The following is a 23,877-nucleotide window of genomic DNA, read 5'->3' as shown; positions in this document are numbered from 1 at the left end:
CCGGTGCGTGGGGCCGCGGCGGCCAGCTTTGCGGTAAGCCTCACGCCCAAGCGCTTTGGTGCGTTTCAAATTCCAGTTGCAGGCGGAGCGCTAACGACCGGCTCATGCGCCGCCGGTGCGTGCCCGAGAGTTCTAGTGTAAACCACTCAGCGCGCAGGTAATCCAAGAGATTCACGTGGCTCCTCACATCCATGTGAATGACTGCGGGGGTCACATGCGGCTCGTCAAAGCTAGCAATGAGCACTTTGCTGCTTTGCGCGGTAACGAAGCAGTTGCCTGTGGCCAATGCCATTAGCGTCGGCCCATGCGCGGTGCCGCCCGCCACCGGGTCGGGAATCAGCTCCAGCCGGGCAGCCCGCAACGTCAACGATTCAACGCCGGGCTTTGTCAACGAAACCAAACATTCCAGATTACTGGATAGGGTAGCTTCGATCAGGTAAAGCAGGTCGAGCGAGGGGTCGATACGCAGCCCGACGGAGCGCGTGCGCACCCCGAATGTGGCGGAACGGATGGAAGCATGGCGGGCAATCGTCAGGGCAACTCCCAAAACGACGGGCGTCGAGGCAGCAGGCGTGAACTGAGCCATGACAACAAAAGAAGAAGTGCGCTAAGAGGCGGAGCGGAGGCCAGTGAGTAAGAAGCAGACAGTCAGAATGCTGCTGCACGCTCCTGACCGAAGCAGGAGGCGGTACCCGCTTAAGATACGAAAGATTGACTGGCAATTGTTTAACATAGAGGGCGCTTATGCCCACCATTCTATCAACTCCCCTTTCTGGCCGTTTGCCTGCTGATGCGGTTCATACAAAGCACATTGGTAATTGACTCTTTAGTATATTCACCGCCATTCTCGCTCCATTTCTGGTCATGAAGATTTCCTGTTTGCTTCTCGATGACGATCCGCTGGTGTTGGACCTGCTGCAGGCCTACGTGGCCATGACGGACGTTCTGGATGTGAAAGCAACCTTTACCGACCCGCTGGAAGCGCACCGCTACCTACTCGACAACCCCGTGCAGGTGCTCTTTTCGGATGTGACAATGCCCCACCTCTCGGGCCTGGATCTGGTGCGCTCCTTGCACGAGCCGCCGCTGGTGGTACTGATGACGGCCTACCCGCAGTACGCCATGGAGGGGTTCAACCTGGACGTGTGCGATTTCCTGCTCAAGCCAATCTCCCTGGACCGGTTTCTCAAAGCCGTGAACAAAGTAGCTGGCCTGCTGCGCGCGGCTCAGACGGTGAGCAGCCTGGGTTCCGACGATATGCTGTCGGGTTGGGGCTCGTTTTTTATTCGCACCGATTCGCAGTTTGTCCGCTTACATTACCGCGAGGTACTCTACATAGAAGCCCTAAAGGACTTCACCAAAATCAACACGGTGGATGGGCGCACGCACCTGACACTGGTGAACCTGAAAAACCTGGAAGAACAACTTCCCTTGGGCATGTTTGTGCGCACGCATCGCTCGTACTTGGTCAACGCGGCTCGCATCGAATCCGTCAGTAGCCAGGAAGTGAAAGTGGGCGGGCGCGCCTTGCCGCTAGGCCAAACCTACCGCGACCAAGTCACCGAGCGCATCGTCAACAAGGCGCTGATCCGGCGGCAACACTAGCTCCGCCGGGCCCCCAGCGGGTGGGCAATGTCCGGCAGCGCTGCGGCGCTTTCGAACGCAGCCCCGACTTGCTCGGCTGCCGGGATGGTGAAGCGAAATACAGAGCCGTGGCCTTCCTTGCTTTCAAAGGTGACCTTGCCCCCGTTGCGCTCCACGAAGTCTTTGCACAGACGCAAGCCCAGACCGGTGCCCTTTTCGCGTGCCGTGCCGAGCGTGGTGTGGTGCCCAGCATCTCCGAATATCTTATCGTAGTCGGCCAGGGCGACACCCACACCGGTGTCGCGTACGGAGACCTCCCAGCAGTTGCCCTGGCGTTGCGCTGAGAGGGTCACGGTGCCGCCGCTCGGCGTAAACTTAATGGCGTTGCTCAACAGGTTGCGCAGGATTAGGCGCGTCATGTTCAAGTCGGCCCGCGTGGGATAGGCCTCCCGCAGGTGGTTCAACACCAGAATGTTTTTTCGCTCCGCGTCGCCGAGCAGCAGTGTCAGGCATTCTTCGGCCACGGCATCCAGCCGGAATACTTCGGAACGGGGACCCCCACCCTGCATCTGCGTCGCGGCCCAATTGAGCATGTTATCGAGCAGCCGCAGGGTTGTGTCCAGGGTGCGGGTCAAGCGGTCGGAGTGGGCGGCCAGCTTATCTGGGGGCAAGGAACCCAGGGAAAGCAGCGTGAGCAGGGAATACAGTGAGCTAAGCGGGCTGCGCAGATCGTGTGAAATCACCGAAAACAGCGTGTCTTTGGTGCGGTTCAGCCGGTCCAGTTCCTCCTTTTGCCGGCTGATAGCAGCGTTTTTGCGCTCCAATAGCCGGTTGACCCGTTGCTGCTCTTTGCGGCCCCGGTACAGCGCCGCCACTGTAAGCAACAGGAGTACTGTGCCGATGCCGAGCACGTTGCGGGCCAGCTTCTGCCGGCGCAGGTTGGCTTCCTGCACCTCACGCTTCTTGATGAGCAGTTGAATTTCCCGCTCTTTCTTTTCGGTTTCGTAACGCGTGCGCAACTCGGCCACTTGGGCGGCCCGCTGCTCGGCATCGGCGCTGTCCTGCAGGCTCACGTAGCGCCGTAGCGCCGTAAGGGCCGCTGCTGGTTCGTTGCGCTGCCGGTAGAGCTCCGCCAAGGCGTGGTACAATTCGCTCAGGCGCACCTGGCTACCCGTCCGCCGCACCAGCGGTATGGCCCGCAGCAGGTAGCTTTCCTGCACCTGCGAATTGCCAATGGCGCCGTTTCCGACGGCCAACGACTCGAACAGCGTGGCTTGCAAGTCGGCTGGGGCGCTATGGCGCGGCAGTTGCCCCAGCGCCCGGGTATAGTAGCCCAAAGCCGCCTCGTGGTTGCCGACGGTAGCGTACACTTCGCCAGAACTATGCAGGGCGTACGCCACGGCCACACTGTCGCGCAACGCAGCAGCTTGCTCGGTTCCGAGGCGCAAGTAGTACGATGCCCGGCTGAAGTGCCGCTGCTCCAAGTGCATACGCCCGATGGCGTGAAGCGCCACGGCAGCGCTACGCACATTGCCCAGCCGCTGCCAGATGCTATACGCGCGTTGGTAGCTGTTCAGCGCCTGGGACCAGGCCCGTTGGCTGGCATAGAGGTCGGCCAAATGCTCGTAGCTGTGGCCTTCGCCCGTCGCGTCGCGCAGTTTGCTAAAACGCTCAATGGCCTGCACGTAGCTGATGCGGGCCCGCCCGGTGTCGCCCTGCGTAAACCGCACCCGCCCGAGCAATTGCAGGGCCGCCGCTGCCCCGGCGGGGTCAGCGGCTTGTTGGTACAGGCGCAGAGCCTGCTGCGAATGACGCAGGGCTTGGTCGTAGCGCTGCAGGGTCAGCAGCACTGAGGCCATGCGGCTATGCGCCGCCGCTGCCGTACTCGGCGACCCGGCCCGAGCCTGCTGCAACTCACGCCGAACGACCTGTAACGATAGCCGAGTATCGGATGCAGAAGGCAGCGGGCCATACCGCAGACTGCTGGGCAACCCAAGCTGCTCATTGTCGCGGGCACCGGCCTGGGCGGCGAATGCCGCGAGCCAGCACAGCACTGCCAACCATCCCTGCAGACGGTGGCGGATAGCGTGACGGGGCAATGAGTAGGGTCGGAGCAAAGGCAGGCCGGCGAATTCCTCAATAGCAAGGAGCTTCTTTCGCTAGCTAAAAATAGGAAAAAAACGTGACTATCGACTTCTACCGAAGCAGTACTTTAAGGAAGCTTGTTTCCTTTCGTACGCCAAAGTCGCCACCACGGCAAGTAAGGCTGATCGTGATGTTCGTAGTGGTAGCCGAAAAAGTAGCAGGTAACAAACGCCCACAGATGATGCGGGAGCTGTGTACGAGACTTGTGCGGATTCTCCGCCGCGTGTTCGCCCCGGTGTGGCAGGTAAGTCCCGAAGTAGAATAATTGGACTGTAGCTAGGACAGAAGGCACCATCCAAAACCCGATGACATTCCCAGCCGGGAAAAAGTATTTCAGGACGTGGAAGGTGCCGGCCATCAGCAGCACCTGCCCGAGCGTGATATAGTTGCGGGCAAACCGAAACAGCCAGGGCAGAAACCCACCGTGGCGGCCGTCGTGGAAGTCGGGGTCGTCGGGTGTGGCCACGTGCCGGTGGTGCGCGTGGTGACGCGGCAGCAAACGCGGAAACCAGTTGTAAGCGAACAGCAGCGCCGCTATGGTCCCCAAAGCAGTATTTAGCCACCGCTTGGCGCTGACCACACCGTGCATGGCGTCGTGCGCAGTAATGAAAAGGCCCGTGTACAGGTGCGTCTGCACCAACAGCAGCACGTAGGGTGCGGGGGTACGCCAGTCGGGGCGGTAAAATGCTAGCAGGAAGGCAAGCGACCCGCCCCACGCCGTAATAATGAGCAGGGCCACCGCCACCCCCTTGTAGCCGAGAGGAGCGGGCGCCACTTTGCGGGCAGCGCGAGGAAAATCGAGGTGCCCCCGGTTTTCCTGCACGTGTGGCATCGGGTGCTGGTTGGCCGAAAAATCAGTCATTCGCCTACTTACTTCTTCAACCATCCGGCCTACAGCCCGACCAAGGCGTCACGCACATCCTCCATCAGCCACATGGGCGTGCTGGTGGCCCCGCAGATGCCTACTGTCTGGCCCGGCTGAAACCAGCCAGCGGACAGCTCCTCAACCTTGGAAATGAAGTGCGTGTTGGGGTTGGTGGCTTTGCAGACCTGGTAAAGCACTTTGCCGTTGGAGCTTTTGGTGCCCGACACGAACACAATCTGGTCGTAGTCGGCGGCGAAGCGGCGCAGTTCCTGGTCACGGTTAGATACCTGCCGGCAAATTGTGTCATTGGCCGCCACCTGGTACCCGCGGGTTTCCAACTCGCCTTTGATGCGGTAGAACGAATCGGTGCTCTTGGTGGTCTGGCTGTACAGCGTGATGTTGGATGGTAGCTCGTGGCCGAGCAGTTCATCCAAGCTCTCGAACACCACGGCGTCGCCCCGAGTTTGCCCGAGCAGGCCCCGTACCTCGGCGTGTCCGTGCTTGCCGTAGATGAAAATTCGGTCTTTCCGGTCGTAGCTCGTTTTGATACGGTTCTGCAGCTTGAGCACTACCGGGCACGAAGCATCGATAAGCGTCAGGTTGTTTTGCAGCGCCATCTGGTAGGTGCTGGGCGGCTCGCCGTGGGCTCGGATCAGCACTTTCTCGTCCCGCAGCTCAGCCAGCGTGTCGTAGTCGATGATGCGCAGGCCCCGTTTTTCGAGCCGTTCCACTTCCTCATCGTTGTGCACGATGTCGCCTAGGCAATACAGGTAGCCCTGCTCGTCGAGGATGTCTTCGGCCATTTGGATGGCGTAAATCACCCCGAAGCAGAAGCCGGAATGCGGATCGATGCGGACACTGAGGTTGAGCGGCATAGCTGGCTCGGTAACCGTGAAACCGGGCAGAAGGTTGTGGCCAGGGGCCAACAAAAGGTACGAAATCCAACCAAAGCACCGCCAATTGCGGTGGTAATGGCCTATTCTGGTAGCTGACGTAAGCGAGTCGCGTCGACGCCGCTGACGTGTTGGTTCTGCAGCATAAACTCGCGCACGACCCGGAAAGCCTCGCTGTCAAGCCCCGACTTCGGATGCTGTAACAAGATCTGTGTCAGGAAGGTGCGGTCTTCATCCACATGCTTGCTGGCGCCCAGAAAGCTAGGCAGGTTGCTTTCCACACTGAAGCGCAGAAACCTGATTTCGGGATTTCGGGGACTCATCACCACGGCCTCATCGAATTGCCGGCTGGCCGATTTCACCCGGTCCAGCTTGTCGAACAGCCCGCCAGTGTGCTTCGCCAAAATGGCTTCCGACGCAGCCTTGTAGGCCAGTACCACGGGATTGGCTTCGGCGTAGGCGCTCATCAGCTGATGAAAGCGGCGGCTGGCGGCTTCGTCGGCAGCGGCCTGCCGGTAGTGCTGGCGCAGCTTGGGCAGGGCGTAGGGCGAATGTACGTCGGTGGGGAGCACGGCGGTGGAATGGGCGAACAGCAGGCAGAACAATGGTTTCAAGCGGGGCCGGTGGCGGCACTAAAGGGCACGCAGCCGGTAACGAAAGTACGAGCCCACCAGCAGGAGAAGTTTCGTGTTGTCGGGCACGCGCACGCGGCCGGCCAAGATACGGGCGGCCGGCAGCTGGCGGATTTTGTCGAAAAGCTTCAGGTAGTAAACGTAAGCCAGGTACACGCCCAGCCGGGCCGCGCGGGGCAGTTGGCAAATACCCGCGTATCCGGCCTCAAAATCCGCGCGGATATCGGCTTCGATGGCTTTCTTGGCCTCGTCGTCGAACTGCTCGTAGCAAACGCCGGGAAAGTACACGCGGCCGCGCTCCTCGTAGTCGGAACGCAGGTCGCGCAGAAAGTTGATTTTCTGAAATGCGGCCCCCAATCGGCAAGCGGCGCCGCGCAAGCGCCTGAATTCATCCTCGTCGCCCTCGCAGAACACGCGCAGGCACATCAGCCCAACCACCTCGGCCGACCCATAGATGTACTCCTCGTAGAGCGGCTGGTCGTAGTGCAGGTCTTCCAGATCCATGGCCATGCTGCGCAGAAAGGCTTCGATGAATTCCCGGTCGATGCCGTAGCGGTGCACGGCCAGCTGGAAGGCGTGTAGCACTGGGTTCATGCTGAACTGCTCGTCAAGGGCCCGGTACGTTTCCTCCCGAAACTCGCGCAACAAAGCCGCCCGGTCGCGGTCGTGAAACGTATCCACGATTTCATCGGCCCATCGCACGAAACCGTACACGGCGTAGATGGCTTCGTGGAAACGGGCGTCGAGCGTACGAATGCCCAACGTGAACGACGTGCTGTAGCGCTGCGTGATCAGCTTGCTGCAAGCCAGACTGGCCCGGTCGAACAGGGCCACGTGGTCAACAACGGGCGGTGGCGAAACGGGGGGCGACAGGGTGGCCATAGGAGTTTGGTGTGGTGGGCGTGAGTAGCGGCAGGCCGGGCAGCACTGGTCGGCAAACGGCAACCACTCACGTTTATAAGTTACTTATATTCAGCCCCAATTGAAAATTCCTTTTCAACTTCGCTGGCTACGATCTGTCCCGATATCAGGGCCGGGGGTACCCCGGGTCCCGGCACGGTAAGCTGGCCGGTGAAGTAGAGGTTGGTGATTTTGGGGCTTTTAAGGGTAGGCTTTAGAATAGCCGTCTGGCGCAGGGTATTTGCTAGCCCGTAAGCGTTGCCTTTAAAGGCATGATAGTCTTCGACAAAGTCGCGGTGAGCATAGCTGCGCCGGTAAGTAACCAGTTCGCGCACGGGCTGGCCGGTGTGCCGCTCCAGGCGCTGCATCACCATGTCGTAGTAGCGCTGCCGGGTGGCCTCGTCGTCGCCGCTCAGGCCAGGGGCCACTGGAATGAGCAGGAAAAGGTTTTCCTGGCCCTCCGGCGCCACGCTGGGGTCCGTTATACTGGGTACGCAGGTGTAAAACAGCGGCTTGCTAGGCCAGCGCGGGGCTTCGTAAATCTCGTGGGCGTGCACGGCGAAGTCTTCGTCGAAGAAGAGGTTGTGGTGCTGCACGTTGCGCAAACGCTCTTTCAACCCCACATAAAACAGCAGCGACGAGGGAGCCATGGTGCGGGTATCCCAGTACTTGGGCGTGTAATGGCGGTGCTCGGGCGCCAGCAGCTGTTGCTCTACGTGGTGGTAATCGGCCCCGGCCACCACAATGTCGGCTGCGTGCAGGCCGGCAGTTGTGCGCACGCCGGTAGCGCGGCCCTTGGTCACCTCGATTCCGGTCACCTCCTGGTTGTATTCGATGCGCACGCCCTGCTCTTCGGCCACGCGCACCATGGCCTTCACGATTTCGTGCATACCGCCCATGGGATACCAAGTACCCAAGGCCAGGTCGGCGTAGTTCATCAGCGAGTACAGCGCGGGGGTATTCTGGGGGGTGGCCCCGAGAAAAAGCACCGGAAACTCCATCAACTCCACCAACCGTGGATGCTGGAAGTAGCGGCGCACGTGCCGATGCATGTTTTGCAGCAGATCCAGCCGCACCGCGTCGACCAACAGGCGCGGATCGGCAAACTCGCGCACCGAACGGCCGGGCTTGGTCACGAATTTGCCCATGCCCACCTCGTACTTATAGCCGGCCTGTGCCAGAAACGCGTCGAGCCGCTGTCCCGCGCCCGGCTCCAACTGCTCGAACATGCGCCGCAACGCGGCGCGGTCGGCCGGCACCTGCAAGGTATCCTGCGGCCCAAACACGACCTGGTACGAAGGGTCGAGGCGCACGAGTTCGTAAAAGTCGGCGGGGCGGTGGCCAAAGCGGGCAAAAAACTGCTCAAACACATCAGGCATCCAGTACCAGCTCGGGCCCATGTCGAAGGTGAACCCCTGTGCCTGGAACACGCGTGCCCGTCCCCCGGGACCGTCGTTCTTTTCCAACAATTTCACCGCGTACCCGCGCTGGGCCAGGCAGGCGGCGGCGGCCAGGCCGGCAAACCCGGCCCCAATGACGATGACTTGGGGGGCAGTAGAAACGTTGCTCAAGCGAGAAAAACGTAATGGTGGGGCAGCAAGCTACCAATTGGTGGACGACTTTTGCGGGAAGCCAAGTACTCTGAACCTGGCGCGGGGATGCCGGCGGGTTGCAAAAAGGCCGCAAGCCACGCCCTCATTTCAGGTTGCAGCTTGCGGCCCGTGCACGCATCCGGCGTGGTTACTCCTTCCCCCTACGCGCCGGGTGCGTAGACCTTCAAAGCGTCTTTCAACTCCTTGCGGGCAATGTGAATGCGGTTTTTGACGGTACCAATCGGAATTTGCAGCTTCTCCGCAATTTCTTGGTACTTGTAGCCGATGTAATACATCATAAACGGCGTACGGTACTCGTGGCCTAGGTGGGCAATGGCCTCGTTGATGTCCGTCACCACGAAGTCCGACTGGGCCCCGTTGTGGGTGATGTAGTTTTCGTCGGTGTTGAAGTACTGGAAGTACTCGGTGGTGTCAATGTGGCTGTTGCGCTTCGTTATCTTGTTGTAGTTGTTGATAAACGTGTTGCGCATGATGGTGTAGAGCCACGCCTTCAGGTTAGTCCCCGTCTTGAACTTTTCTTTGTTCAGGAGGGCCTTCAGCAGTGTTTCTTGCACCAAGTCCTTGGCATCATCGGCGTCGCGGGTCAGGTTCATGGCCGCGGGGCGGAGCGAGTAGGAAATCTTCTGTACTTGGTCTGTAAATTCCAGGGAAGTCATACGCCTGTTTAACGTTTGGTGACCAAAAGCTAAACAAACATACGAAAGAACTTGGTAAGCATACGGCCACCCGCCATTTTATTTGCCTTGTTTCGGCCAAGACCAAGAAAACGTCGGCGAACCAGCCGATTCTTTCGGTGAATAGCCCCGCATTTTTACCATCCTCAGCATCATTCCGTCGCCCGGCAAATGCAATCGATTACTCCACAAGCACTTAGACATCAACACGCTTAACTGGAACGCAGTATACTGTAGGCTAGTGGGTTATCGGCACCGCCGCTACCTCTTCAACGAAGCTAATGAAGTCCGTCATGCGCTCCAACCGTCGGAACTGCGGGGGAAGCGCAACGTCCTGTTGGTGCACTGCCGGCCCGTAAAGAGCAAAGTCTACGTCCGGGCACAACCCGGCCAATTGGGCCAGAAAATGCGGGAGCTGGTCACGCTCGGGCACGGTCGTCAGCACCGTGGCTATGTGTTGGGGTCGAAAGTGGATGCATACCCTCGCCAGTTCACTGATGGGCAGATTCTGCCCCAAGTACAACACCCTATGCCCCCGCGCCCGCAGCAAGTAGTTCATAAACAGCAGGGCCAGCTCGTGCAGCTCCGCTTCGGGCAGAAATAATACCCACCGCGGCGCGTCGGGGCTTTCCCCTACCGGCAGGGCATCGGCGGCGGCCAGCAGCTTTTGGCGGAGCAGATGCGAAGTCAAGTGTTCCTGGGCAGGGTTTAGGCTGCCCGTTTGCCAAAGCACCCCTACTCTATATAAGAAGGGATAAACGATGTCCATTACTGTGGCTTCGAAGCCTAGCTCTTCGGTTGCGCGGGCCAGCACGCGGTGCAGCCGCGCCTCGTCCATGTCGATGGTAGCGGTAAGCAGGGCAGTAATCTGGGGATTCTGCTGGCGCGGGTCGTCGCAGCAAGCGGCTACGGCTTGGCACAGCTCCTGCTCCGAGAGGCTGGCCACCTGCGAAATGCGCTGCCCCCGCTCGCAGAGGGTCGCCACGTTGAGCAGACGGCGTAAATCGGCGTCGCAGTAGGTGCGGATGTTGGTGGCGGTACGTTCCGGGCAGAGCACGCCGTAGCGCTGCTCCCACATCCGGATGGTGTGCGCCTTGATGCCGGAAAGGCTCTCCAGGTCTTTGATCGAAAACTGCCCCACGGGATGCGGATGCTAATAAGATGGGGATTGGGAGTCGGCGGCTGCGGGCTGGCAGGGGTGGCCGGACTGCGCCCGCCCCGGCTTGCGGCGGGCCAAACCAAAATACTTCGGCGATACCCACAGCAGCCCAAACTCCTGGCTGCCGTCGCGGCCGGTGGTTTTGTGATGCATCTTGTGAGCCATGTTCAGGGCGCGCAAATAGGTGCTCTGCGTGCGCTTCCAAAAGGGTAGGCGCCGGTGAATCAGCACGTCGTGCACCAAGAAGTACAGCGTGCCGTAGCAGGCAATGCCGAGCCCTACCCAGTAACGCCAGTCTTTCTCAGGCCCTCCGTACACCATGAAAAGCATGGACAGGCCGCCGTAGAAGAGAAAAAAGAAATCGTTGCGCTCAAACCGATGCGGGTGCCGCACGTGGTGCGAACGGTGCAGAAACCACAGCGGCCCGTGCAGCACAAAACGGTGCATGAACCACGCTACGAATTCCATTCCCAGAAACGTAAGGCCCGCCAGTGCGGCGCCGGCTAGTAGATTCATGTTGGGCTAACCGCCGCCGGGCGAAGATGTTTGCTACCAGAGCGCCGGGCGGGAATTATGATTTGTTCGAAACCGGAAGATACGTAGCCCGACGGCAAAGAGATAAAGAAAATCGGCGCCCCGACCATCTGGTCAAAGCGCCGATTGCAAACAGCAGCCGGCGGGTTTTCACCCCCAACGCGTAAATCAGTCCTGTCTCGTACCCTAGTTCCAGGTAATGGGCTCCTTGTTCAGAAAAGCCGAAATGCCACGCTTGCAGTCGTCCGAGCCCCGCGCCTCGGCGTTGAGTCGGGCCGCGTAGCGCAGGCCTTCTTCCAACGGCAGCTCTGGCATGCGGGCTATCATCTCCTTGGTGATTTCCATGCTCTGACCCGAATTCTCAACGCAGAGCCGACGCGCGAAACGGTACACGTGGCCAGCCAGTTCGCCAGCCGGCACTATGTCGTTGATCAGCCCGTAGCCAACGGCTTTGTCGGCCGAGAACACGTCGCCGGTGAGCAGGAGCTGCTTCGTGCGGGCCTCCCCGATTTTGCGCAGCAGAAACACGCTGACGATGGCCGGCAGGAAACCAATTTTAACCTCCGTGTACCCGAATTTGGCTTCGGGTACGGCAAAGGCAAAGTCGCAGAGCGTGGCCAAGCCGCAGCCTCCGGCCAGCGCGTGGCCCTGCACCTGCGCGATGACCACCTTTTTGAGGGTGTAGATCTGGTGAAACAGCTGCATCAGGTGCGTGGAGTCGGCCAAATTATCGTTGTAGCCGAAGTTTTGCAGCTCCTGAATGTAGGCCAAGTCGGCGCCAGCGCAGAAGGCCGGCCCTTCAGCGCGCAGCACCACCACCTTGCACAGGGGGTCGTTTTCGGCGTACTCGAAGGCCTGTTTCAGCTCTGTTACCAGCTCTGAACTAAGGGCATTCCGTTTTTCGGGGCGGTTGAGCGTAATGTAGCCAACAGCATCATTGGCCTCGTAGCGAATGTACTGTAACGCTTCTAGCTCCTGGGTAGCCATGTCTTCCATGAGTTGTTGCGTGGTCGGTGTGGTGGAGGGCCGCGGCGGCGCGTTGTTCTCCCGGGTGGAGAGGTGAAGCCGAAACGGCCCGGTGCGCGGCAGAGGCCCGATCAAGGGCGTCGGTCAAACCTAACAAAAATGATGCGACAATAAAATCGGAATGCCGCACAACGTTAAGGTTGGAGAATGTACGGAGTAACGCAGACTTTGGACGCGTTGCCGTGCACATCTACTCGCCGAAACTGCGGCCGTGGTTGCCAGTGCGGGCCGGCACCGGCTCGATCCAAGCCCCTTCCATGGTTACATCGTGTACCCGCAAGCCGGCGGCGCGCAGTGGCGGAGCCAGCTTTTCGACGTACCAACTGCGGCACGACGAGTCGAATACGATGACGGCCTGCGGCCCGAACGTGGCCCGCAGTTGGTCGGGCCACACCCGGGCGTTGCGCCGCAGTACCACCACGTCGACGGGCACGGGGCGCTGGCCCTGCCACAGCCGCTGGCTTACCCAGGCAACGCGCCGTCCGTGCCAATTCAGCAACACCGGCCCACCGTTGGGCAGGGCACGCACGGCCACCTCCTGCTCGGCCCAGCCCGCCACGTAGCGCGCGGTGCGGTTGCCGCGCCCAATCAGCCCCGGTAGCACGCGGTACGTACGTTCTGTCTGGTTGAGCGGCAGCGAGTCGGGCGTCAGGACCAGCGCGGCGGCCCCATCGTGCAGGCCCACCGCCGAGCGGCGCGGAATGCTGTAGATGATCAGGCGCTTATCGGTGGCCACTTGCCGGGCTTCGGCTACCCGGCTGACGGCAAAGCCCGCCCCCACAGCTGCGGCCGCTCCCAGCCAAGCCAGACGCCGCCAAGCCAGAAAGGCCAGCAGCACGGCGATGAGCAGGTACAGCAGCCAAGTTTGGCCGGGCGTGAGGTGAATGCCCTGCACCAACGCGCCGGGCAAGGACTGGCCGACCAGCACAATGTACTCATTGAAGCACCAGATGAGCTTTTCGAACACCCAGCCGAAGCCCTTGGGTAGCCCGTCCAGCCACAGCCAGCCCGTGGCCCTGACGAGCAGGTACGTCAGGCCCGCTACGGCCTGCAAGGCCAGCCCCACGTACAGCGCCAGCGACGACAACGGCACCGCCACCAGGTTGGAAAGCAGAAAATTCAGCGGAAACTGGTGGAAATAAAACAGCCCCATCGGAAACGTAGCTACCTGTGCCGCGACGGAAAGCGCCACGGCCTGCCACAACCAGTCGAGGCTCCAGCCGATGCCGCCCATCAGCCGCTGCCGGGTCTTCGACTGCCACGGCCGCTTTTTCTTCGCCATCCATTCCTGCGCGTCGACCCAGCGGCCGATCAGCGGCTGCAGGTACACGATGCTGAGCACGGCCAGAAAGGACAACTGGAAGCCCACGTCGACCAGCAGGTACGGGTCGTAGAGAAGCAGGCAAAAAGCGGCCACCGACAAGGTGTTGTACATGTTGCTCTGCCGGCCAACGGCTTTGGCCACGGCGACGAAGGTGAACATCACCGCGGCCCGCAGTACCGATGCCGAAAGGCCCGTCAGAAAGGCGTACGACCAGATGACCAGCAGCCCCAGTGCCGCCGACCAGTACCGAAAGCCGGGTCGGTGCCCGAAGAAGCGCTGCAGTAGCAGTTGGAGCACGGCAAACAGCAGCCCCACCTGCAGCCCGGATACGGCCATAATGTGGGTGGTACCCGTGCTGGCGTAGGCTTGCTTGGTGTCGTCGTCCACGTCGTCTTTGAGCCCCAGCACCAAAGCCGCGGCAATGGCGTACTCGCGCGGTGCCTGCACGTAGCGCCGGAACACACCTTCCAACGTTTGCGCGGCCTGCATGCTCCAGAAGCGCGCCCAACTCGGTGGCGCCAGTTCTATCACCCGGTACTGATCGGGGTGCACAAACTGCTGGTGGTAAACCTGGTGGTAGCTCAGGTAGCGGCGGTAGTCAAACTCTCCGGGGTTCAGCGGGGCTTTGGCCGGGGCTGGGGCACCGCGCACCAGCCACACCTCCCCATAGCCCGGCGGCGCCACCTCGGCCTCGTAGCGCGGAATGGAAACGCGGATACCGCCCCGCGCCGCTCGCCACCGGCCGCCCACCCGCACAGCCGAAACGCGCAGCGTGGTGGCGTAGGTTTTGGGGCGTATCACAGGGTAATCATCCACCACGGCACGGTAGAACTCGATGCCTGTTTGCTGATACAAGTGGTCGGGGGCGCGGCTCTCGGTGGCGCGCTGGGCTGCGGTGGCACCCAGCAACACTACCACCAGCAGGCCTACCAGCCCCACGGCGTCGTTCAGGCCGGGGCCGTTGCGCCGCACGGCCCACCCGTGCGCGGCCAGGTACAGCCCCACGGCGCCGGCCAGCCAAGGCAGCAGTTCGGGCAGCTGCGGGCCGAGGTAAAACCAGATAATAATGCCGCTAATCAACGCCAGCACGAGGCGCACTGCCGGATGAGTCGCCCACGGAATCGTGGTGGTACGGATAGCCATCAGCCAATCGAAACAAAAAATCCTAATTCGATAATCACCGCCGAAGCAGCAACGGCCGAGTTAGGAAAATTCTGTGGCTCCGACAACTACCGGCGCCAACTACCAGCCGCGGCCGGCTACGCGCTGGGCCGTACCCAGCGCATTTTGTAGTGCTCGATGCCGGCTTCGGTAAACTGCTCCCCCACCGTCTCGAAGCCGTGGCGCAGATAGAAACGCACCGCGGCCAGCTGCGCGTGCAGGTACACTTCGGCTTCCGGGTACGCGGCGGCCACGTCGCGCAGCACGGCCTGCAGCAGGGCCGCGCCCACCTGCTGATTGCGGTAGTCGGCCAGCACGGCGAAGCGCTCCAGCTTCACCCCGTTCTCCGTCACGCGCCACCGGGCGGCCCCGCAGGGGGTACCACCGGCGGTGCGGGCCAGGTAGTGGGCGGCGTCGGTTTGGTCGTGCGGGTCGTGCTCTTTCTCCGCGGGCACGCCCTGGCCTTGCACGAAGACCTCGTGACGGATGGCGAAGGCCGCTTCGAGGTCAGCCGGAGCCGTGATACGTTGGGCAGTGGTCATGGGGCAATTGGGAAATCAAATAAGCTGACGAGCTGGCTTACCAGCGGCCTAAAAATAGTGGTGCCACGACTTGGGGAGTCGTGGCACCACCGCATGTACTCGTCGGTCGCGTTAGCTCTGCTCGTGATTCACGGGCAGGTCCGCTGCCGGTGCCTCTTCGTCCGCAGCCGCGGGGCGCTGCCCGGGCTGGTAGTAGCGGGCGGGGCGCACGGGCCGTTCGGCCTGGGCGCGCTGCCGGTCGGCATCGTGCTTGTCGTAAGCCAGCACGATTTCTTTCACCAGGCGGTGGCGCACCACGTCTTCGGCCGACATTTCCACGAAGCCAATGCCGGGCACGCCTTGCAGAATGTCTAAGGCCTGAAAAAGGCCCGATTTGATCTTCGTAGGCAAGTCTACCTGGCTCCGGTCGCCGTTGACCATCACCTTCGCGTTCGGGCCCATGCGGGTCAGAAACATCTTCAGCTGGGAAGGCGTGGTGTTCTGCGCTTCGTCGAGCAGCACGAACGCGTGGTTCAGGGTGCGGCCGCGCATGTAAGCCAGCGGGGCAATTTCGATGGTCTTGTTCTCGAGGTAGAACTTGAACTTCTCTGGCGGCAGCATGTCCTCCAGCGCGTCGTAGATCGGGCGCAGGTAGGGGTCGACTTTCTCCTTCATGTCGCCGGGCAGAAAGCCGAGGTTTTCGCCGGCTTCCACCACGGGGCGCGAAATGATGATTTTCTTGACCTCCTTGTTCTTCAGGGCGCGCACGGCCAACGCTACCGAAATGTATGTCTTGCCGGTACCGGCCGGCCCGAGGGCAAACACCAGGTCGTTCTTGTTAACGGCGTCGACCAAGCGCTGCTGGTTGGCCGTCTTGGCCTTGATGACGCCCCCCTTGGCGCCGAACAGAATCACGTCGGGCGACGAGGCCAGCCGCGCATCCTGCATTTCCTCGTCGGAAGCGCCCACGTACTGCGCGACGGTTTTGTCCGTCACCTGCCCGTACTCGTGGTAGTGCTCGATGAGCGAGGAGAGAATGTCGTTGATGCGCTGGATAACGGCTGTCTGGCCCTGGATTTTTATCTCGTTGCCGCGCGAAATGATTTTGCTGCCCGGAAAGGCGGCCGCCAGCTGGCGGATATTTTGATTATCGGGCCCCAGAAAGTCGACGAGCGACACGTTCTCGAGCGTGATGACTTTTTCGACCAAGCTAAAAGGAGAGTAAACGCCTAAGGCGCAGTGGTGGGAAGAAAAGCGGCCCACGCATTAAGCGGTCAGTCCGGGCCGAATGCCTACTTTTGCCGCCTCCCTGGTGGGGTCAAACAATAGTACGCATTCTTCTCAGAAACGGCCAATGGGGCTGATAACGTTCCTTTCGGACTTTGGCTACCGCGACCATTACGTGGCCGCAGTGAAGGCCCGGCTGCTACAGCTGGTGCCAGCGGTGCCCGTGCTGGACATCACGCACGCCATCGAGCCGTTCAACGTGGCCCAGGCCGTGCACGTGCTCGGGTCGGTGTTTGCTGACTTTCCGGAGGGCACGGTCCACCTCATCGGGGTAGATGACCACGGCGTGGGCCGGCGCGGCTGGCACGCCGCCGCATGGCGCGGCCACTACTTTGTAGCGGCCGACAACGGCATTCTGACCCTGCTCACCGACGCCCACCCCGACGATGTGGTGCTGCTGCCCACGCCCACCGACTGGCCCGCCTCCCCCACCCGCGACGTGCTGGCTCCTGCCGCCGCGCACCTCGCTCAGGGTCGCCCACTCACCGACCTGGGGCCCCTAAGCACCGAGCTCTACCAGCTGCTCAACCGGCAGCTGCGCCTGCAGGACCACCGCATCACCGGCCACGTGGTGCACGTCGACCACTACGGCAACCTCATCACCAACATCACCCGCGAGGCCATTGAGGCGGTGGGCCACGGCCGCCCGTGCACCATCCATTTTGGCCGTGAAGCGGTGCGCGGCGTGGCCCGCCACTACCAAGCTGCCGACCCCGGCGACGCGGTGTGCGTGTACAACAGCCAGGGGCAGCTGTGCGTCGGCGTCAACCAAGGCCACGCTTCCGAGCTGCTGGGCATGCACTTCGACTCGCAGGTAGACGTGCGGTTTCCGTCGGAATAATGGCTGCATGACTGCATAGTCAAATGGCTGCTCGTTCGGAGAACCTGTTGAACGGCCCGCCATCTAACTTGCTAACGATTTGACAATTATGCTTATCCGCATCGTGCGCATGACGTTTCGGCCCGAGGCCGTGACGGACTTTCTAGGCGTGTTCCGAGCTTCCGAAGACCAAATTCGGCAGCAGCCCGGCTGCCGGCACATGGAACTCTGGCAGGATGCCGACCAGCCCCACGTGTTTTGCACCCACAGCCACTGGGATTCGGCCACCGACCTCGACGCGTACCGCCGCTCGGCCCTGTTCGGGCAGGTATGGCCCGCTACCAAGCGGCTGTTTGCCGCTCCGCCGCTGGCTTTTTCCGTACATGCCGTCACGGGCGCCACGGCGCAGCTGCCCCCGCCGGCCCTGCCCGATTCCGTGCTGTAGCCCGACGCGGTCCACGTCCGCCCGGGAGCTTTTCCCGTTGATGCTGTTTTACCCTTCGCGGAGCCCGCTGCTCCGTGCCCTCCCCATGCAGCCCGACTACTTCGCTTTCTACGATTTGCCCGAGAGCTTTTTGCCCGATGAAAAAGCGCTCAAGGCCAAATACTACGCGCTCAGCCGCGAGTACCACCCTGATTTTCACGCCACCGCCGCCCCCGAGCAGCAGCAGCGGATGCTGCAGCTTTCGACGCTCAACACCAACGCTTACCGCACGCTTTCGCACTTTGATCAGCGGCTGCAGTACGTACTACAGCGCCACGGCCTGCTGGAGGAAGGCAAGCAGGAGCTGCCCGCCGACTTTTTGATGGAAGTGATGGAGCTCAACGAGCAGCTGATGGAGCTCGAGTTTGAGCCCGACCCGGAAGTAGCTGCTCGCGTCACGGCGGAGGTCGACCGGCTTGAGCACGGGCTGGAAACCGACAGCCGCCCGGTACTCGCAGGGTACGCGGCCTTGCCGGAGGAGCAGCGCCCGGCCGCCCTGCAACAAGTACGGACTTACTACCTGAAACGGCGCTACCTCTTGCGCATCCGCGAAAGTCTGGCTAAGTTTGCCACCCGTTCGTGAATTACCGACACGCACGGTTGACTTGCCCAGATGGCGGAATCGGTAGACGCGTTGGTCTCAAACACCAATACCGCAAGGTGTGCCGGTTCGACCCCGGCTCTGGGTACTAGCCAGGATTAAGCTAAGCCAAAGGGCCCCTCCGCTGTGCAGAGGGGCCCTTTGGCATTTTTGGGTGCCCGCGAAGGAGCAAGGCTAATTGCAATGTAAATGGGCTTCCTACCTATTGGGCGAACGGGTTCATGAAACGGGACTGCCCAAGGCTCGAGGCAACCTCTAAGGCGCACTAGCGGGAAAAGCCGGATTATTTCCAGCGGCGCATGGTTCCCCGGTTTTCGACTTGTGCGAACCGCACCCGGGTTCACGGCTTCCCGGAGGTAAGGTTTGCAGAGCAACCACCGCGCGGGAAACGCAAAAACGCCCCGATGGCCGTCTGCCGTCGGGGCGTTGTCAGATAGACTGGTCGCCACGTATGGTCCCACACCTGAAACCATACGAGTTGCCGCATCTTGGCGACCAGCCTCACTACCTTAAACGGTCTGCGGGTGGCTGCTGTGACGTTGCTACTACGGAAATAGCCCTGCGGCATAGCGGGATTTTCGTCCTGCGTACTTGCCGAATGACAGCAACCTAACCTCTGCTGCTCTCGGTGTTAGTACGCACGGCGCCCGGTGTCGAGCACAAGAAAGCCCTTCAGCAATGCTGCTGAAGGGCTTTTTGCATTAGGGTTTAGCTACTCCGGGAAGTCTGCCGAGTCGCCGAGGGTGGCCACGCTTTCCAACTCCTGCACCAAGGCGGCAAACTTTTCGCGGGCACCTTTCACCGCGGCTTTGCCCAGGGGCAGGTGCAGCGGCGGGTTCTCCTGGCGCACCAGGTCGTACATGATCTGGGCGGCGCGCTGCGGGTCGCCGGGCTGGCGGCCGCTGTAGCCCTGGATGCCGGCCAGGTTCTGCCCCACGGTGGGCTGGTAGTCTTCGATGGATGTGGTCACCACGTTGGCTGAGCGGCCAGCCCAATCGGTGCGGAAGCCGCTGGGCTCGATGTTGGTGACCTTGATGCCCAGGGGGCCGACCTGCTGGGCCAGGCTTTCGCCGATGGCTTCGAGGGCAAACTTGCTGGCGTTGTACACGCCCACACCGGGGAAGGTTTTCAGGCCGCCGATGCTGGTAATGTTGAGCACGTGGCCGCTGCGTCGCTCGCGCAGGTGGGGCAGCACCGCCCGCAGCACGTGCAGCGGCCCGAACACGTTCACCTCAAACTGCCGCTGCACCTCGGCCGCGTCGATTTCTTCGATGCTGCCCAGGGAGCCGTAACCGGCGTTGTTGACCACCACATCTAGGTGGCCCAGGGCCTGAATAGCACCGCTCACGGCCTGCTTCACCTGCGCTTCGTCGGTCACGTCGCAGACGAAGCCGCGGCCTTGGTCACCGGCTTTTTGGGTAAACTCATCCGCCTGCTCGGGCTGACGAAACGTGGCGGCGACCTTGTCACCTTTAGCCAGTAGCAACTCGGCCAGTGCGGCTCCGAAGCCGGTGCTGACGCCCGTGATAAACCAGTGTTTGGGGGTAATGGCCATTAGCTCTGTTGATAAGTGGAATGGATGTACCGGCTGCCAGATTGGAGCCGGCTCATTCAACTACCAGCCGCGAACTTAGTTTTTGCAGTGGCCATTTTCAGCCGCCCCCCTGCCGGTTTGCGGCTCTTAAGTCCACATACAGGTCGTAGGCTCCTGGACATTCGACGAGACGTAAAACCCGTATAAGCGGCTCAACTTCGCTGGCTCGGCTTTCAACGTATACTGCCGGGGCCACCGCCACGCGGAGCCAGTCGTCTTGGCCCACCCCCACCACTCATGTCGCTAGCCCCGCCACCCGAACCTACCCGCTACCGCTACCTCGGCGACCGGCTGAGTCGCCTGGCCGGCTCACCGCTGGTGGGTGAGGTATGCCGGGCCGTGCTCGATGCACGCGGCAAATGCATCCGGGGCCGCAACGGCTCGATGCTGGTGGAGTTTGCCTGTGGGCGCGCCGTGGTACTGGGCCGGCAACTGCGCAAGTTGCCGGCCGGGCACTCTGCCTAACCGCGACTGCCGCTCGAAAGTCGCGTGCTCAAAGGCGCAGCTCTACTTCCACGGCCGTAGAACCACCCGCGTCGTCATCGGTAACCAGCAACAGTTCGTAGCGGCCCGGGCCCAGCCGGCGCCGGACCGCGACGCTTTCGACCTTGCCCCGGTACGCGCGGCCATCGGGCCATTGCAGCTGCGTCAGGCGCGTCGGCTGGGCCCGTTTGCTGCGCACGGCCGGGTCGAGCACGCCCACGAACGACCCCAGCACCTCCCCATCAGCCACGGGGTCCGTTGTGTCTTCGACGGAGGCCGTCACAAACAGCTGCCCTTCAAATGCCGCGGCGCCCGACAGGCCCGCTGGTTTGCCTTGGATGTGCGGCAGCTCATAGCGCTGCACTTGCACGGTTGGTGCCTGAGAAGTGCGGTGGCGCACGAAGTCCAGCGTCGCGGCCAGAGGGCAATAGAACACGAGGTTGCCGGCGGCCGTGCCCACGCTGCGCTGGAGCAGCAGCAGCGAATCGGCGGTGGCCGCCGCAGCCTCCAGATTGAGCACCACCCCGGCCGGCAGTTGCGCCTTCAGGAGTTGGTAGAGTGCCGTGAGCGAAAGCGGGTACACGCTGGCGGCCGGCGGCGCACCCACGCCCAGCGCTACCCAAAAACCCACTTCGCGGGCCGCTGTAGCTCCCGATCCGAGCACCAACAGGCCATGCTCGCCGTCGGCGCTGGTCACGGCCGTCAGGCATTCAAGGTCCGGTTTGAGGTTCTTGGGAATGCGCCCTGAGCTGAAATGCGCCGTTTCAAACAAGGCCAGCGGTTGGCTGGGCGTCAGGGCCTTCGTATCGAAGCAGTAAAGCAGCGGCGCGTCATCGCCGATGATGTAAGCCGTGTCGCCTACAACTTCAATTCCCGAAGCCGAAGGCAGCCGGGGCAAGGCAATTTCGCGCAGAATGGTGGCGTGCATAGGCAAATCGGCAACCGGACGGTGCAGGAGCTACGCCCCCGGGTCTGGATTATTGCTTGGTGATGGTAAACTCTACGCGCCGATTCAGGCGCCGGGTTTCTTCCCGCTCGTTGCTGGCGCGGGGCCGGTCGCCGCCGTAGCCGATGGTCGCGATGCGCTCCTGACCTACGCCCCGGCTGACCAAGTAGCGCTTGACCTCCGTTACGCGCTGCTCCGACAGCACCTTGTTTTTCTGTGCATCGCCCTGGTTATCGGTGTGGCCTTCCAGGCGAATTTGCACCGAAGGGTTGTCGAGCAAGGTGCGCGAGAGGCGGTTCAACTCGTTGTAGGAACCCGACAGCAGGCTGGCCTTGCCCTGCGCGAAAATAATGGTGGGCAACTCCAGCTTGGCCCCCACCGAGGCCGGCAGGACCAGCAGCTCCAACGTTTGGCTCCCCGTGATAAGTACCGTGTCGGTAGCCGTCAGGAAGCCCCCGGCTGTGGCGGCCACGCGGTAGCGCCCCAGGGGCAGCGAAAACTGGAAGTTGCCACCAGCCGCATCGGTACGGCCGGTCGCGTTGAACACAATGTCGCCGCCCAGCCGGTCGGCCTTCACTTCGGCCACCACCGGCCGACGGGTGCGGGCGTCGAGCACTTTGCCCGTCACGAAGCCGCGGGCGGGCGGCCCCGTAGCCACCACGGGGGCGGCCGGCTGGGCTGTATCGGCCGCGGGCGTTAGGCCCGCGGCAGCCCGCACGATGTCGGCCGGGCCGTTGGCCGTGCGCGACACGGCCCAGTAGGCCGATTTGCCGTCGGGCCCGAGTACGAAGTACGCATCAAAACCCGCGCTGTTGACGGTTGGGCCGAGGTTGCGCGGCTCGCTCCACTTAGCCCAGCTGTCATCGAGGCGCTGGCTCACGAAGATGTCGGCGCTGCCGTAGCCCGCGTGGCCGTACGAAGAGAAGTACAGGGTTTTACCGTCCGGGGTCAGCCAGGGCGCAAAATCGAAACCCGGCGAGTTGACGACCGGTCCCAGGCTGCGCGGCTCGCTCCAGCCCCCGCCCCCGTCGGGCTGGCTGATGTAAAGGTCGTTGCCGCCCTGCCCATCAGCCCGCTCCAGGCTCATCAGCAGCACCTTCTCGTCGGCCGGCTGAAAAAACGTGGTAGACGTGCCCGTGGAATAGTAATTGGTGATTTCCAACGACTCCATTTTGCCCCAGGTGCTGCCCGTCCGGCGGGCCCGGGAAGCGCCTTCGTCGCGTGAGCCGCCGTCGCGCGGTTCGTACCAGCCGCGCACCAGCAGGGCATTGCCGCCGGCCAGTACGGCCTGCACGCCGTTGTGCTGGGGCGTGTTCAGCGCGTCGAGGCGGGTGGCCGGGCTCCAGTTCTGCCCGCTGTCCGTCGTTTCGCTGGTCCAGATGTCGCCCGATTCGGCTACGCCCTCCTTATTGCCAGCGTAGCGGGTGCGCACAAAATACATGGTCTTGCCATCGGGCGTGAGCACCGGGTGCAGTTCGTTGGCTGGGGTATTAATGGCGGCGGCCAGGGCGGCGGGCTTGCCAAAGGTCGGGGCGCTTTCAGCCACCTGCAGACGCAGCGGAAACAATCGCCACTGCTGCGTGGCCCGCGACTGGTAGCGTTGCGCTACCACAGCGGTGCCGTTGGCCTTATCCGATGAGGCTACAGCGAGGCACATGACCTCGTTGCCGCGGCTCACCAGTTGCGCACTGCCCACCGGGCCGGCTGCCACCAGCTTCCACTGCTGAAACAGGCCGCCGGAATACGGCCGCTGCGTCACGGGGGCGTTGTCAGCGGGGCCGTCCACGGTGAGGCACTTACCGCTGTGGCGCACCTCGATGCGAAACCACTCGCTGCCGGCGCTGACGCGCACAAAGCGCCACTGCTGGCTGAGCGCCTGCGTGAACTCCCATTGCACCACGGCCGCGCCGGCCTCGGCCGCTGCGCCTCGTACTTCCAGGGCCCGCCCACTGCCGCGGGCCACCACACCGTACCACGTATCTTCATTCGGCATGGGGGCGGTTTGAGCAAGTATAGTGCGTGTCCCGAGGAGCCCTGCTAAGCAGAGCAAACGCGTGAAGCGACGCAACAACACTGAGGCAATAGGCATGAGGCAGCACACTTGGTCCGGTGCGCAAGTTAGCCGAAATACGCCCCGCGGCGCCCCACCACGCGCCGCCGCCCGGTTTGTGAAGACAAACCGGGCGGCACAAAGCAGGTCAGGAAGGGGTGCGGCGGGGGCTTAGCCCGCGGCGTTGCTGATGTATTTAAAGCGCACAAACCGCTCGTTCTCGTATATGGCGGTGAAGTGCCCTCCTGCATCACCGTTACTCGTGCTGGCACTACTGCGGCGCGGCTCGGCCACCGAACGGGTGGGCGCAGCGGTATCGGTGGTCGGAACGGCCGGATAAGCACCCGGAATAACCCCGGGCACGTGGCAAATGAACGAAAGTATCTTTGAGGCCATGACGATGTGTGTGTCGGTGAAGAGATGGAGAAGGGCGAAAGAAGGTTAACCGGTAAAGCGCGCCGTTCAATATGAAGCAAGCATCATTTTATTGAACGATGCTAAGATAAAGGAATATTCGATTGATTTGCTATCCGTACTACCCCGTAATTTGCCCGTAAGTACTGGCACTTAACCTATTTTAG

General features: G+C 62.0%; 23 protein-coding genes and 1 tRNA gene. 6 read left to right on the top strand and 18 right to left on the bottom strand.

Translation table 11 applies throughout. The features are described 5' to 3' along the window. Nucleotides 1-40 precede the first annotated feature (40 nt). The gene (locus ACYVKQ_RS09635) at nucleotides 41-586 is read right to left on the bottom strand and encodes a hypothetical protein (RefSeq protein ID WP_460577943.1); all 546 of its coding nucleotides are present in this window, start codon (nucleotides 584-586) and stop codon (nucleotides 41-43) included. 278 nt (nucleotides 587-864) lie between these two features. Here ACYVKQ_RS09635 and ACYVKQ_RS09630 point away from each other — a divergent pair, with 278 nt between their 5' ends. Next, nucleotides 865-1,605, top strand: a complete 741-nt coding sequence (locus ACYVKQ_RS09630; protein ID WP_460577942.1) for a LytR/AlgR family response regulator transcription factor — start codon at nucleotides 865-867, stop codon at nucleotides 1,603-1,605. On the opposite strand, the gene ACYVKQ_RS09625 is transcribed toward ACYVKQ_RS09630, so the two are convergent. The 13 genes from ACYVKQ_RS09625 to ACYVKQ_RS09565 all read right to left on the bottom strand — a co-directional run bounded on the left by ACYVKQ_RS09625 (nucleotide 1,602) and on the right by ACYVKQ_RS09565 (nucleotide 16,240). After that, nucleotides 1,602-3,638: a sensor histidine kinase gene (locus ACYVKQ_RS09625; RefSeq protein WP_460675463.1), complete on the bottom strand. Its 2,037-nt coding sequence runs from the start codon at nucleotides 3,636-3,638 to the stop codon at nucleotides 1,602-1,604. The two genes, ACYVKQ_RS09630 and ACYVKQ_RS09625, sit on opposite strands and share 4 nt — an antisense overlap. Nucleotides 3,639-3,796: 158 nt before the next feature. Next, on the bottom strand, nucleotides 3,797-4,591 hold the full coding sequence (locus ACYVKQ_RS09620; protein WP_460577941.1) for a fatty acid desaturase: 795 nt from the start codon (nucleotides 4,589-4,591) through the stop codon (nucleotides 3,797-3,799). A 29-nt stretch (nucleotides 4,592-4,620) separates the two neighbouring features. Then, the gene (locus tag ACYVKQ_RS09615; protein ID WP_460577940.1) at nucleotides 4,621-5,469 is read right to left on the bottom strand and encodes a 4-hydroxy-3-methylbut-2-enyl diphosphate reductase; all 849 of its coding nucleotides are present in this window, start codon (nucleotides 5,467-5,469) and stop codon (nucleotides 4,621-4,623) included. A 101-nt stretch (nucleotides 5,470-5,570) separates the two neighbouring features. After that, a complete protein-coding gene (locus ACYVKQ_RS09610; RefSeq protein WP_460577939.1) occupies nucleotides 5,571-6,101 on the bottom strand; it encodes a hypothetical protein in 531 nt (176 codons plus the stop codon). A gap of 18 nt (nucleotides 6,102-6,119) precedes the next feature. Then, on the bottom strand, nucleotides 6,120-7,001 hold the full coding sequence (locus tag ACYVKQ_RS09605) for a phytoene/squalene synthase family protein (RefSeq protein ID WP_460577938.1): 882 nt from the start codon (nucleotides 6,999-7,001) through the stop codon (nucleotides 6,120-6,122). Between the two features lie 80 nt (nucleotides 7,002-7,081). Then, nucleotides 7,082-8,590 carry a phytoene desaturase family protein gene (locus tag ACYVKQ_RS09600; protein ID WP_460577937.1) on the bottom strand — a complete coding sequence of 503 codons (1,509 nt, stop codon included), beginning with the start codon at nucleotides 8,588-8,590 and terminating at the stop codon, nucleotides 7,082-7,084. 182 nt (nucleotides 8,591-8,772) lie between these two features. Continuing rightward, nucleotides 8,773-9,288: an RNA polymerase sigma factor gene (locus tag ACYVKQ_RS09595; RefSeq protein ID WP_111478994.1), complete on the bottom strand. Its 516-nt coding sequence runs from the start codon at nucleotides 9,286-9,288 to the stop codon at nucleotides 8,773-8,775. 256 nt (nucleotides 9,289-9,544) lie between these two features. Continuing rightward, the gene (locus ACYVKQ_RS09590) at nucleotides 9,545-10,447 is read right to left on the bottom strand and encodes a MerR family transcriptional regulator (protein ID WP_460577936.1); all 903 of its coding nucleotides are present in this window, start codon (nucleotides 10,445-10,447) and stop codon (nucleotides 9,545-9,547) included. Nucleotides 10,448-10,459: 12 nt separating this feature from the next. After that, the gene (locus ACYVKQ_RS09585) at nucleotides 10,460-10,933 is read right to left on the bottom strand and encodes a sterol desaturase family protein (protein WP_460577935.1); all 474 of its coding nucleotides are present in this window, start codon (nucleotides 10,931-10,933) and stop codon (nucleotides 10,460-10,462) included. A gap of 252 nt (nucleotides 10,934-11,185) precedes the next feature. Continuing rightward, nucleotides 11,186-11,995 (bottom strand): enoyl-CoA hydratase/isomerase family protein, encoded by an 810-nt coding sequence (locus tag ACYVKQ_RS09580; protein ID WP_460675462.1) that lies wholly within the window; start codon nucleotides 11,993-11,995, stop codon nucleotides 11,186-11,188. Between the two features lie 220 nt (nucleotides 11,996-12,215). After that, nucleotides 12,216-14,492, bottom strand: a complete 2,277-nt coding sequence (locus ACYVKQ_RS09575; RefSeq protein WP_460577934.1) for a ComEC/Rec2 family competence protein — start codon at nucleotides 14,490-14,492, stop codon at nucleotides 12,216-12,218. 116 nt (nucleotides 14,493-14,608) lie between these two features. Next, nucleotides 14,609-15,052 (bottom strand): GNAT family N-acetyltransferase, encoded by a 444-nt coding sequence (locus ACYVKQ_RS09570; protein ID WP_460577933.1) that lies wholly within the window; start codon nucleotides 15,050-15,052, stop codon nucleotides 14,609-14,611. 111 nt (nucleotides 15,053-15,163) lie between these two features. After that, nucleotides 15,164-16,240 (bottom strand): PhoH family protein, encoded by a 1,077-nt coding sequence (locus ACYVKQ_RS09565; protein WP_460577932.1) that lies wholly within the window; start codon nucleotides 16,238-16,240, stop codon nucleotides 15,164-15,166. 145 nt (nucleotides 16,241-16,385) lie between these two features. Here ACYVKQ_RS09565 and ACYVKQ_RS09560 point away from each other — a divergent pair, with 145 nt between their 5' ends. From ACYVKQ_RS09560 to ACYVKQ_RS09545, 4 genes are all read left to right on the top strand, one after another. Beyond that, the gene (locus ACYVKQ_RS09560) at nucleotides 16,386-17,159 is read left to right on the top strand and encodes an SAM hydrolase/SAM-dependent halogenase family protein (RefSeq protein WP_460577931.1); all 774 of its coding nucleotides are present in this window, start codon (nucleotides 16,386-16,388) and stop codon (nucleotides 17,157-17,159) included. Nucleotides 17,160-17,247: 88 nt separating this feature from the next. Continuing rightward, entirely contained in the window at nucleotides 17,248-17,583 is a 336-nt protein-coding gene (locus ACYVKQ_RS09555; protein WP_460675461.1) for a putative quinol monooxygenase, read from the top strand. Nucleotides 17,584-17,668: 85 nt separating this feature from the next. Beyond that, nucleotides 17,669-18,205: an iron-sulfur cluster co-chaperone HscB C-terminal domain-containing protein gene (locus ACYVKQ_RS09550; RefSeq protein ID WP_460577930.1), complete on the top strand. Its 537-nt coding sequence runs from the start codon at nucleotides 17,669-17,671 to the stop codon at nucleotides 18,203-18,205. A 24-nt stretch (nucleotides 18,206-18,229) separates the two neighbouring features. Then, a tRNA-Leu gene (locus ACYVKQ_RS09545) sits at nucleotides 18,230-18,311 on the top strand. Between the two features lie 624 nt (nucleotides 18,312-18,935). Here the strand turns inward: ACYVKQ_RS09545 and ACYVKQ_RS09540 are convergent. After that, a complete protein-coding gene (locus tag ACYVKQ_RS09540) occupies nucleotides 18,936-19,778 on the bottom strand; it encodes a Rossmann-fold NAD(P)-binding domain-containing protein (RefSeq protein WP_460577929.1) in 843 nt (280 codons plus the stop codon). Between the two features lie 276 nt (nucleotides 19,779-20,054). On the opposite strand from ACYVKQ_RS09540, the gene ACYVKQ_RS09535 reads away from it, so the two are divergent. Further along, nucleotides 20,055-20,282: a hypothetical protein gene (locus ACYVKQ_RS09535; RefSeq protein WP_460577928.1), complete on the top strand. Its 228-nt coding sequence runs from the start codon at nucleotides 20,055-20,057 to the stop codon at nucleotides 20,280-20,282. A gap of 28 nt (nucleotides 20,283-20,310) precedes the next feature. Here the strand turns inward: ACYVKQ_RS09535 and ACYVKQ_RS09530 are convergent, their stop codons facing one another. The 3 genes from ACYVKQ_RS09530 to ACYVKQ_RS09520 form a co-directional block, all read right to left on the bottom strand. Beyond that, entirely contained in the window at nucleotides 20,311-21,228 is a 918-nt protein-coding gene (locus ACYVKQ_RS09530; RefSeq protein WP_460577927.1) for a DUF6929 family protein, read from the bottom strand. Between the two features lie 49 nt (nucleotides 21,229-21,277). Beyond that, complete coding sequence (locus ACYVKQ_RS09525; protein WP_460577926.1) at nucleotides 21,278-23,239, bottom strand: RICIN domain-containing protein; 1,962 nt, start codon at nucleotides 23,237-23,239, stop codon at nucleotides 21,278-21,280. Nucleotides 23,240-23,467: 228 nt separating this feature from the next. After that, nucleotides 23,468-23,692 carry a hypothetical protein gene (locus ACYVKQ_RS09520; RefSeq protein WP_460577925.1) on the bottom strand — a complete coding sequence of 75 codons (225 nt, stop codon included), beginning with the start codon at nucleotides 23,690-23,692 and terminating at the stop codon, nucleotides 23,468-23,470. Nucleotides 23,693-23,877 lie beyond the last annotated feature (185 nt).

The organism is Hymenobacter coalescens (assembly GCF_054783195.1).
Note: the sequence above shows the minus strand (reverse complement) of the source record. Positions and strands in the feature narration are given on the sequence as shown.

Coding starts and splice junctions, on each gene's coding strand:
- ACYVKQ_RS09635 (WP_460577943.1), bottom strand. CDS start 586: ATGGCTCAGTTCACGCCTGCTGCCTCGACGCCCGTCGTTTTGGGAGTT.
- ACYVKQ_RS09630 (WP_460577942.1), top strand. CDS start 865: ATGAAGATTTCCTGTTTGCTTCTCGATGACGATCCGCTGGTGTTGGAC.
- ACYVKQ_RS09620 (WP_460577941.1), bottom strand. CDS start 4,591: ATGACTGATTTTTCGGCCAACCAGCACCCGATGCCACACGTGCAGGAA.
- ACYVKQ_RS09615 (WP_460577940.1), bottom strand. CDS start 5,469: ATGCCGCTCAACCTCAGTGTCCGCATCGATCCGCATTCCGGCTTCTGC.
- ACYVKQ_RS09605 (WP_460577938.1), bottom strand. CDS start 7,001: ATGGCCACCCTGTCGCCCCCCGTTTCGCCACCGCCCGTTGTTGACCAC.
- ACYVKQ_RS09595 (WP_111478994.1), bottom strand. CDS start 9,288: ATGACTTCCCTGGAATTTACAGACCAAGTACAGAAGATTTCCTACTCG.
- ACYVKQ_RS09585 (WP_460577935.1), bottom strand. CDS start 10,933: ATGGAATTCGTAGCGTGGTTCATGCACCGTTTTGTGCTGCACGGGCCG.
- ACYVKQ_RS09580 (WP_460675462.1), bottom strand. CDS start 11,995: ATGGAAGACATGGCTACCCAGGAGCTAGAAGCGTTACAGTACATTCGC.
- ACYVKQ_RS09575 (WP_460577934.1), bottom strand. CDS start 14,492: ATGGCTATCCGTACCACCACGATTCCGTGGGCGACTCATCCGGCAGTG.
- ACYVKQ_RS09570 (WP_460577933.1), bottom strand. CDS start 15,052: ATGACCACTGCCCAACGTATCACGGCTCCGGCTGACCTCGAAGCGGCC.
- ACYVKQ_RS09560 (WP_460577931.1), top strand. CDS start 16,386: ATGGGGCTGATAACGTTCCTTTCGGACTTTGGCTACCGCGACCATTAC.
- ACYVKQ_RS09555 (WP_460675461.1), top strand. CDS start 17,248: ATGCTTATCCGCATCGTGCGCATGACGTTTCGGCCCGAGGCCGTGACG.
- ACYVKQ_RS09550 (WP_460577930.1), top strand. CDS start 17,669: ATGCAGCCCGACTACTTCGCTTTCTACGATTTGCCCGAGAGCTTTTTG.
- ACYVKQ_RS09540 (WP_460577929.1), bottom strand. CDS start 19,778: ATGGCCATTACCCCCAAACACTGGTTTATCACGGGCGTCAGCACCGGC.
- ACYVKQ_RS09535 (WP_460577928.1), top strand. CDS start 20,055: ATGTCGCTAGCCCCGCCACCCGAACCTACCCGCTACCGCTACCTCGGC.
- ACYVKQ_RS09530 (WP_460577927.1), bottom strand. CDS start 21,228: ATGCACGCCACCATTCTGCGCGAAATTGCCTTGCCCCGGCTGCCTTCG.
- ACYVKQ_RS09525 (WP_460577926.1), bottom strand. CDS start 23,239: ATGCCGAATGAAGATACGTGGTACGGTGTGGTGGCCCGCGGCAGTGGG.
- ACYVKQ_RS09520 (WP_460577925.1), bottom strand. CDS start 23,692: ATGGCCTCAAAGATACTTTCGTTCATTTGCCACGTGCCCGGGGTTATT.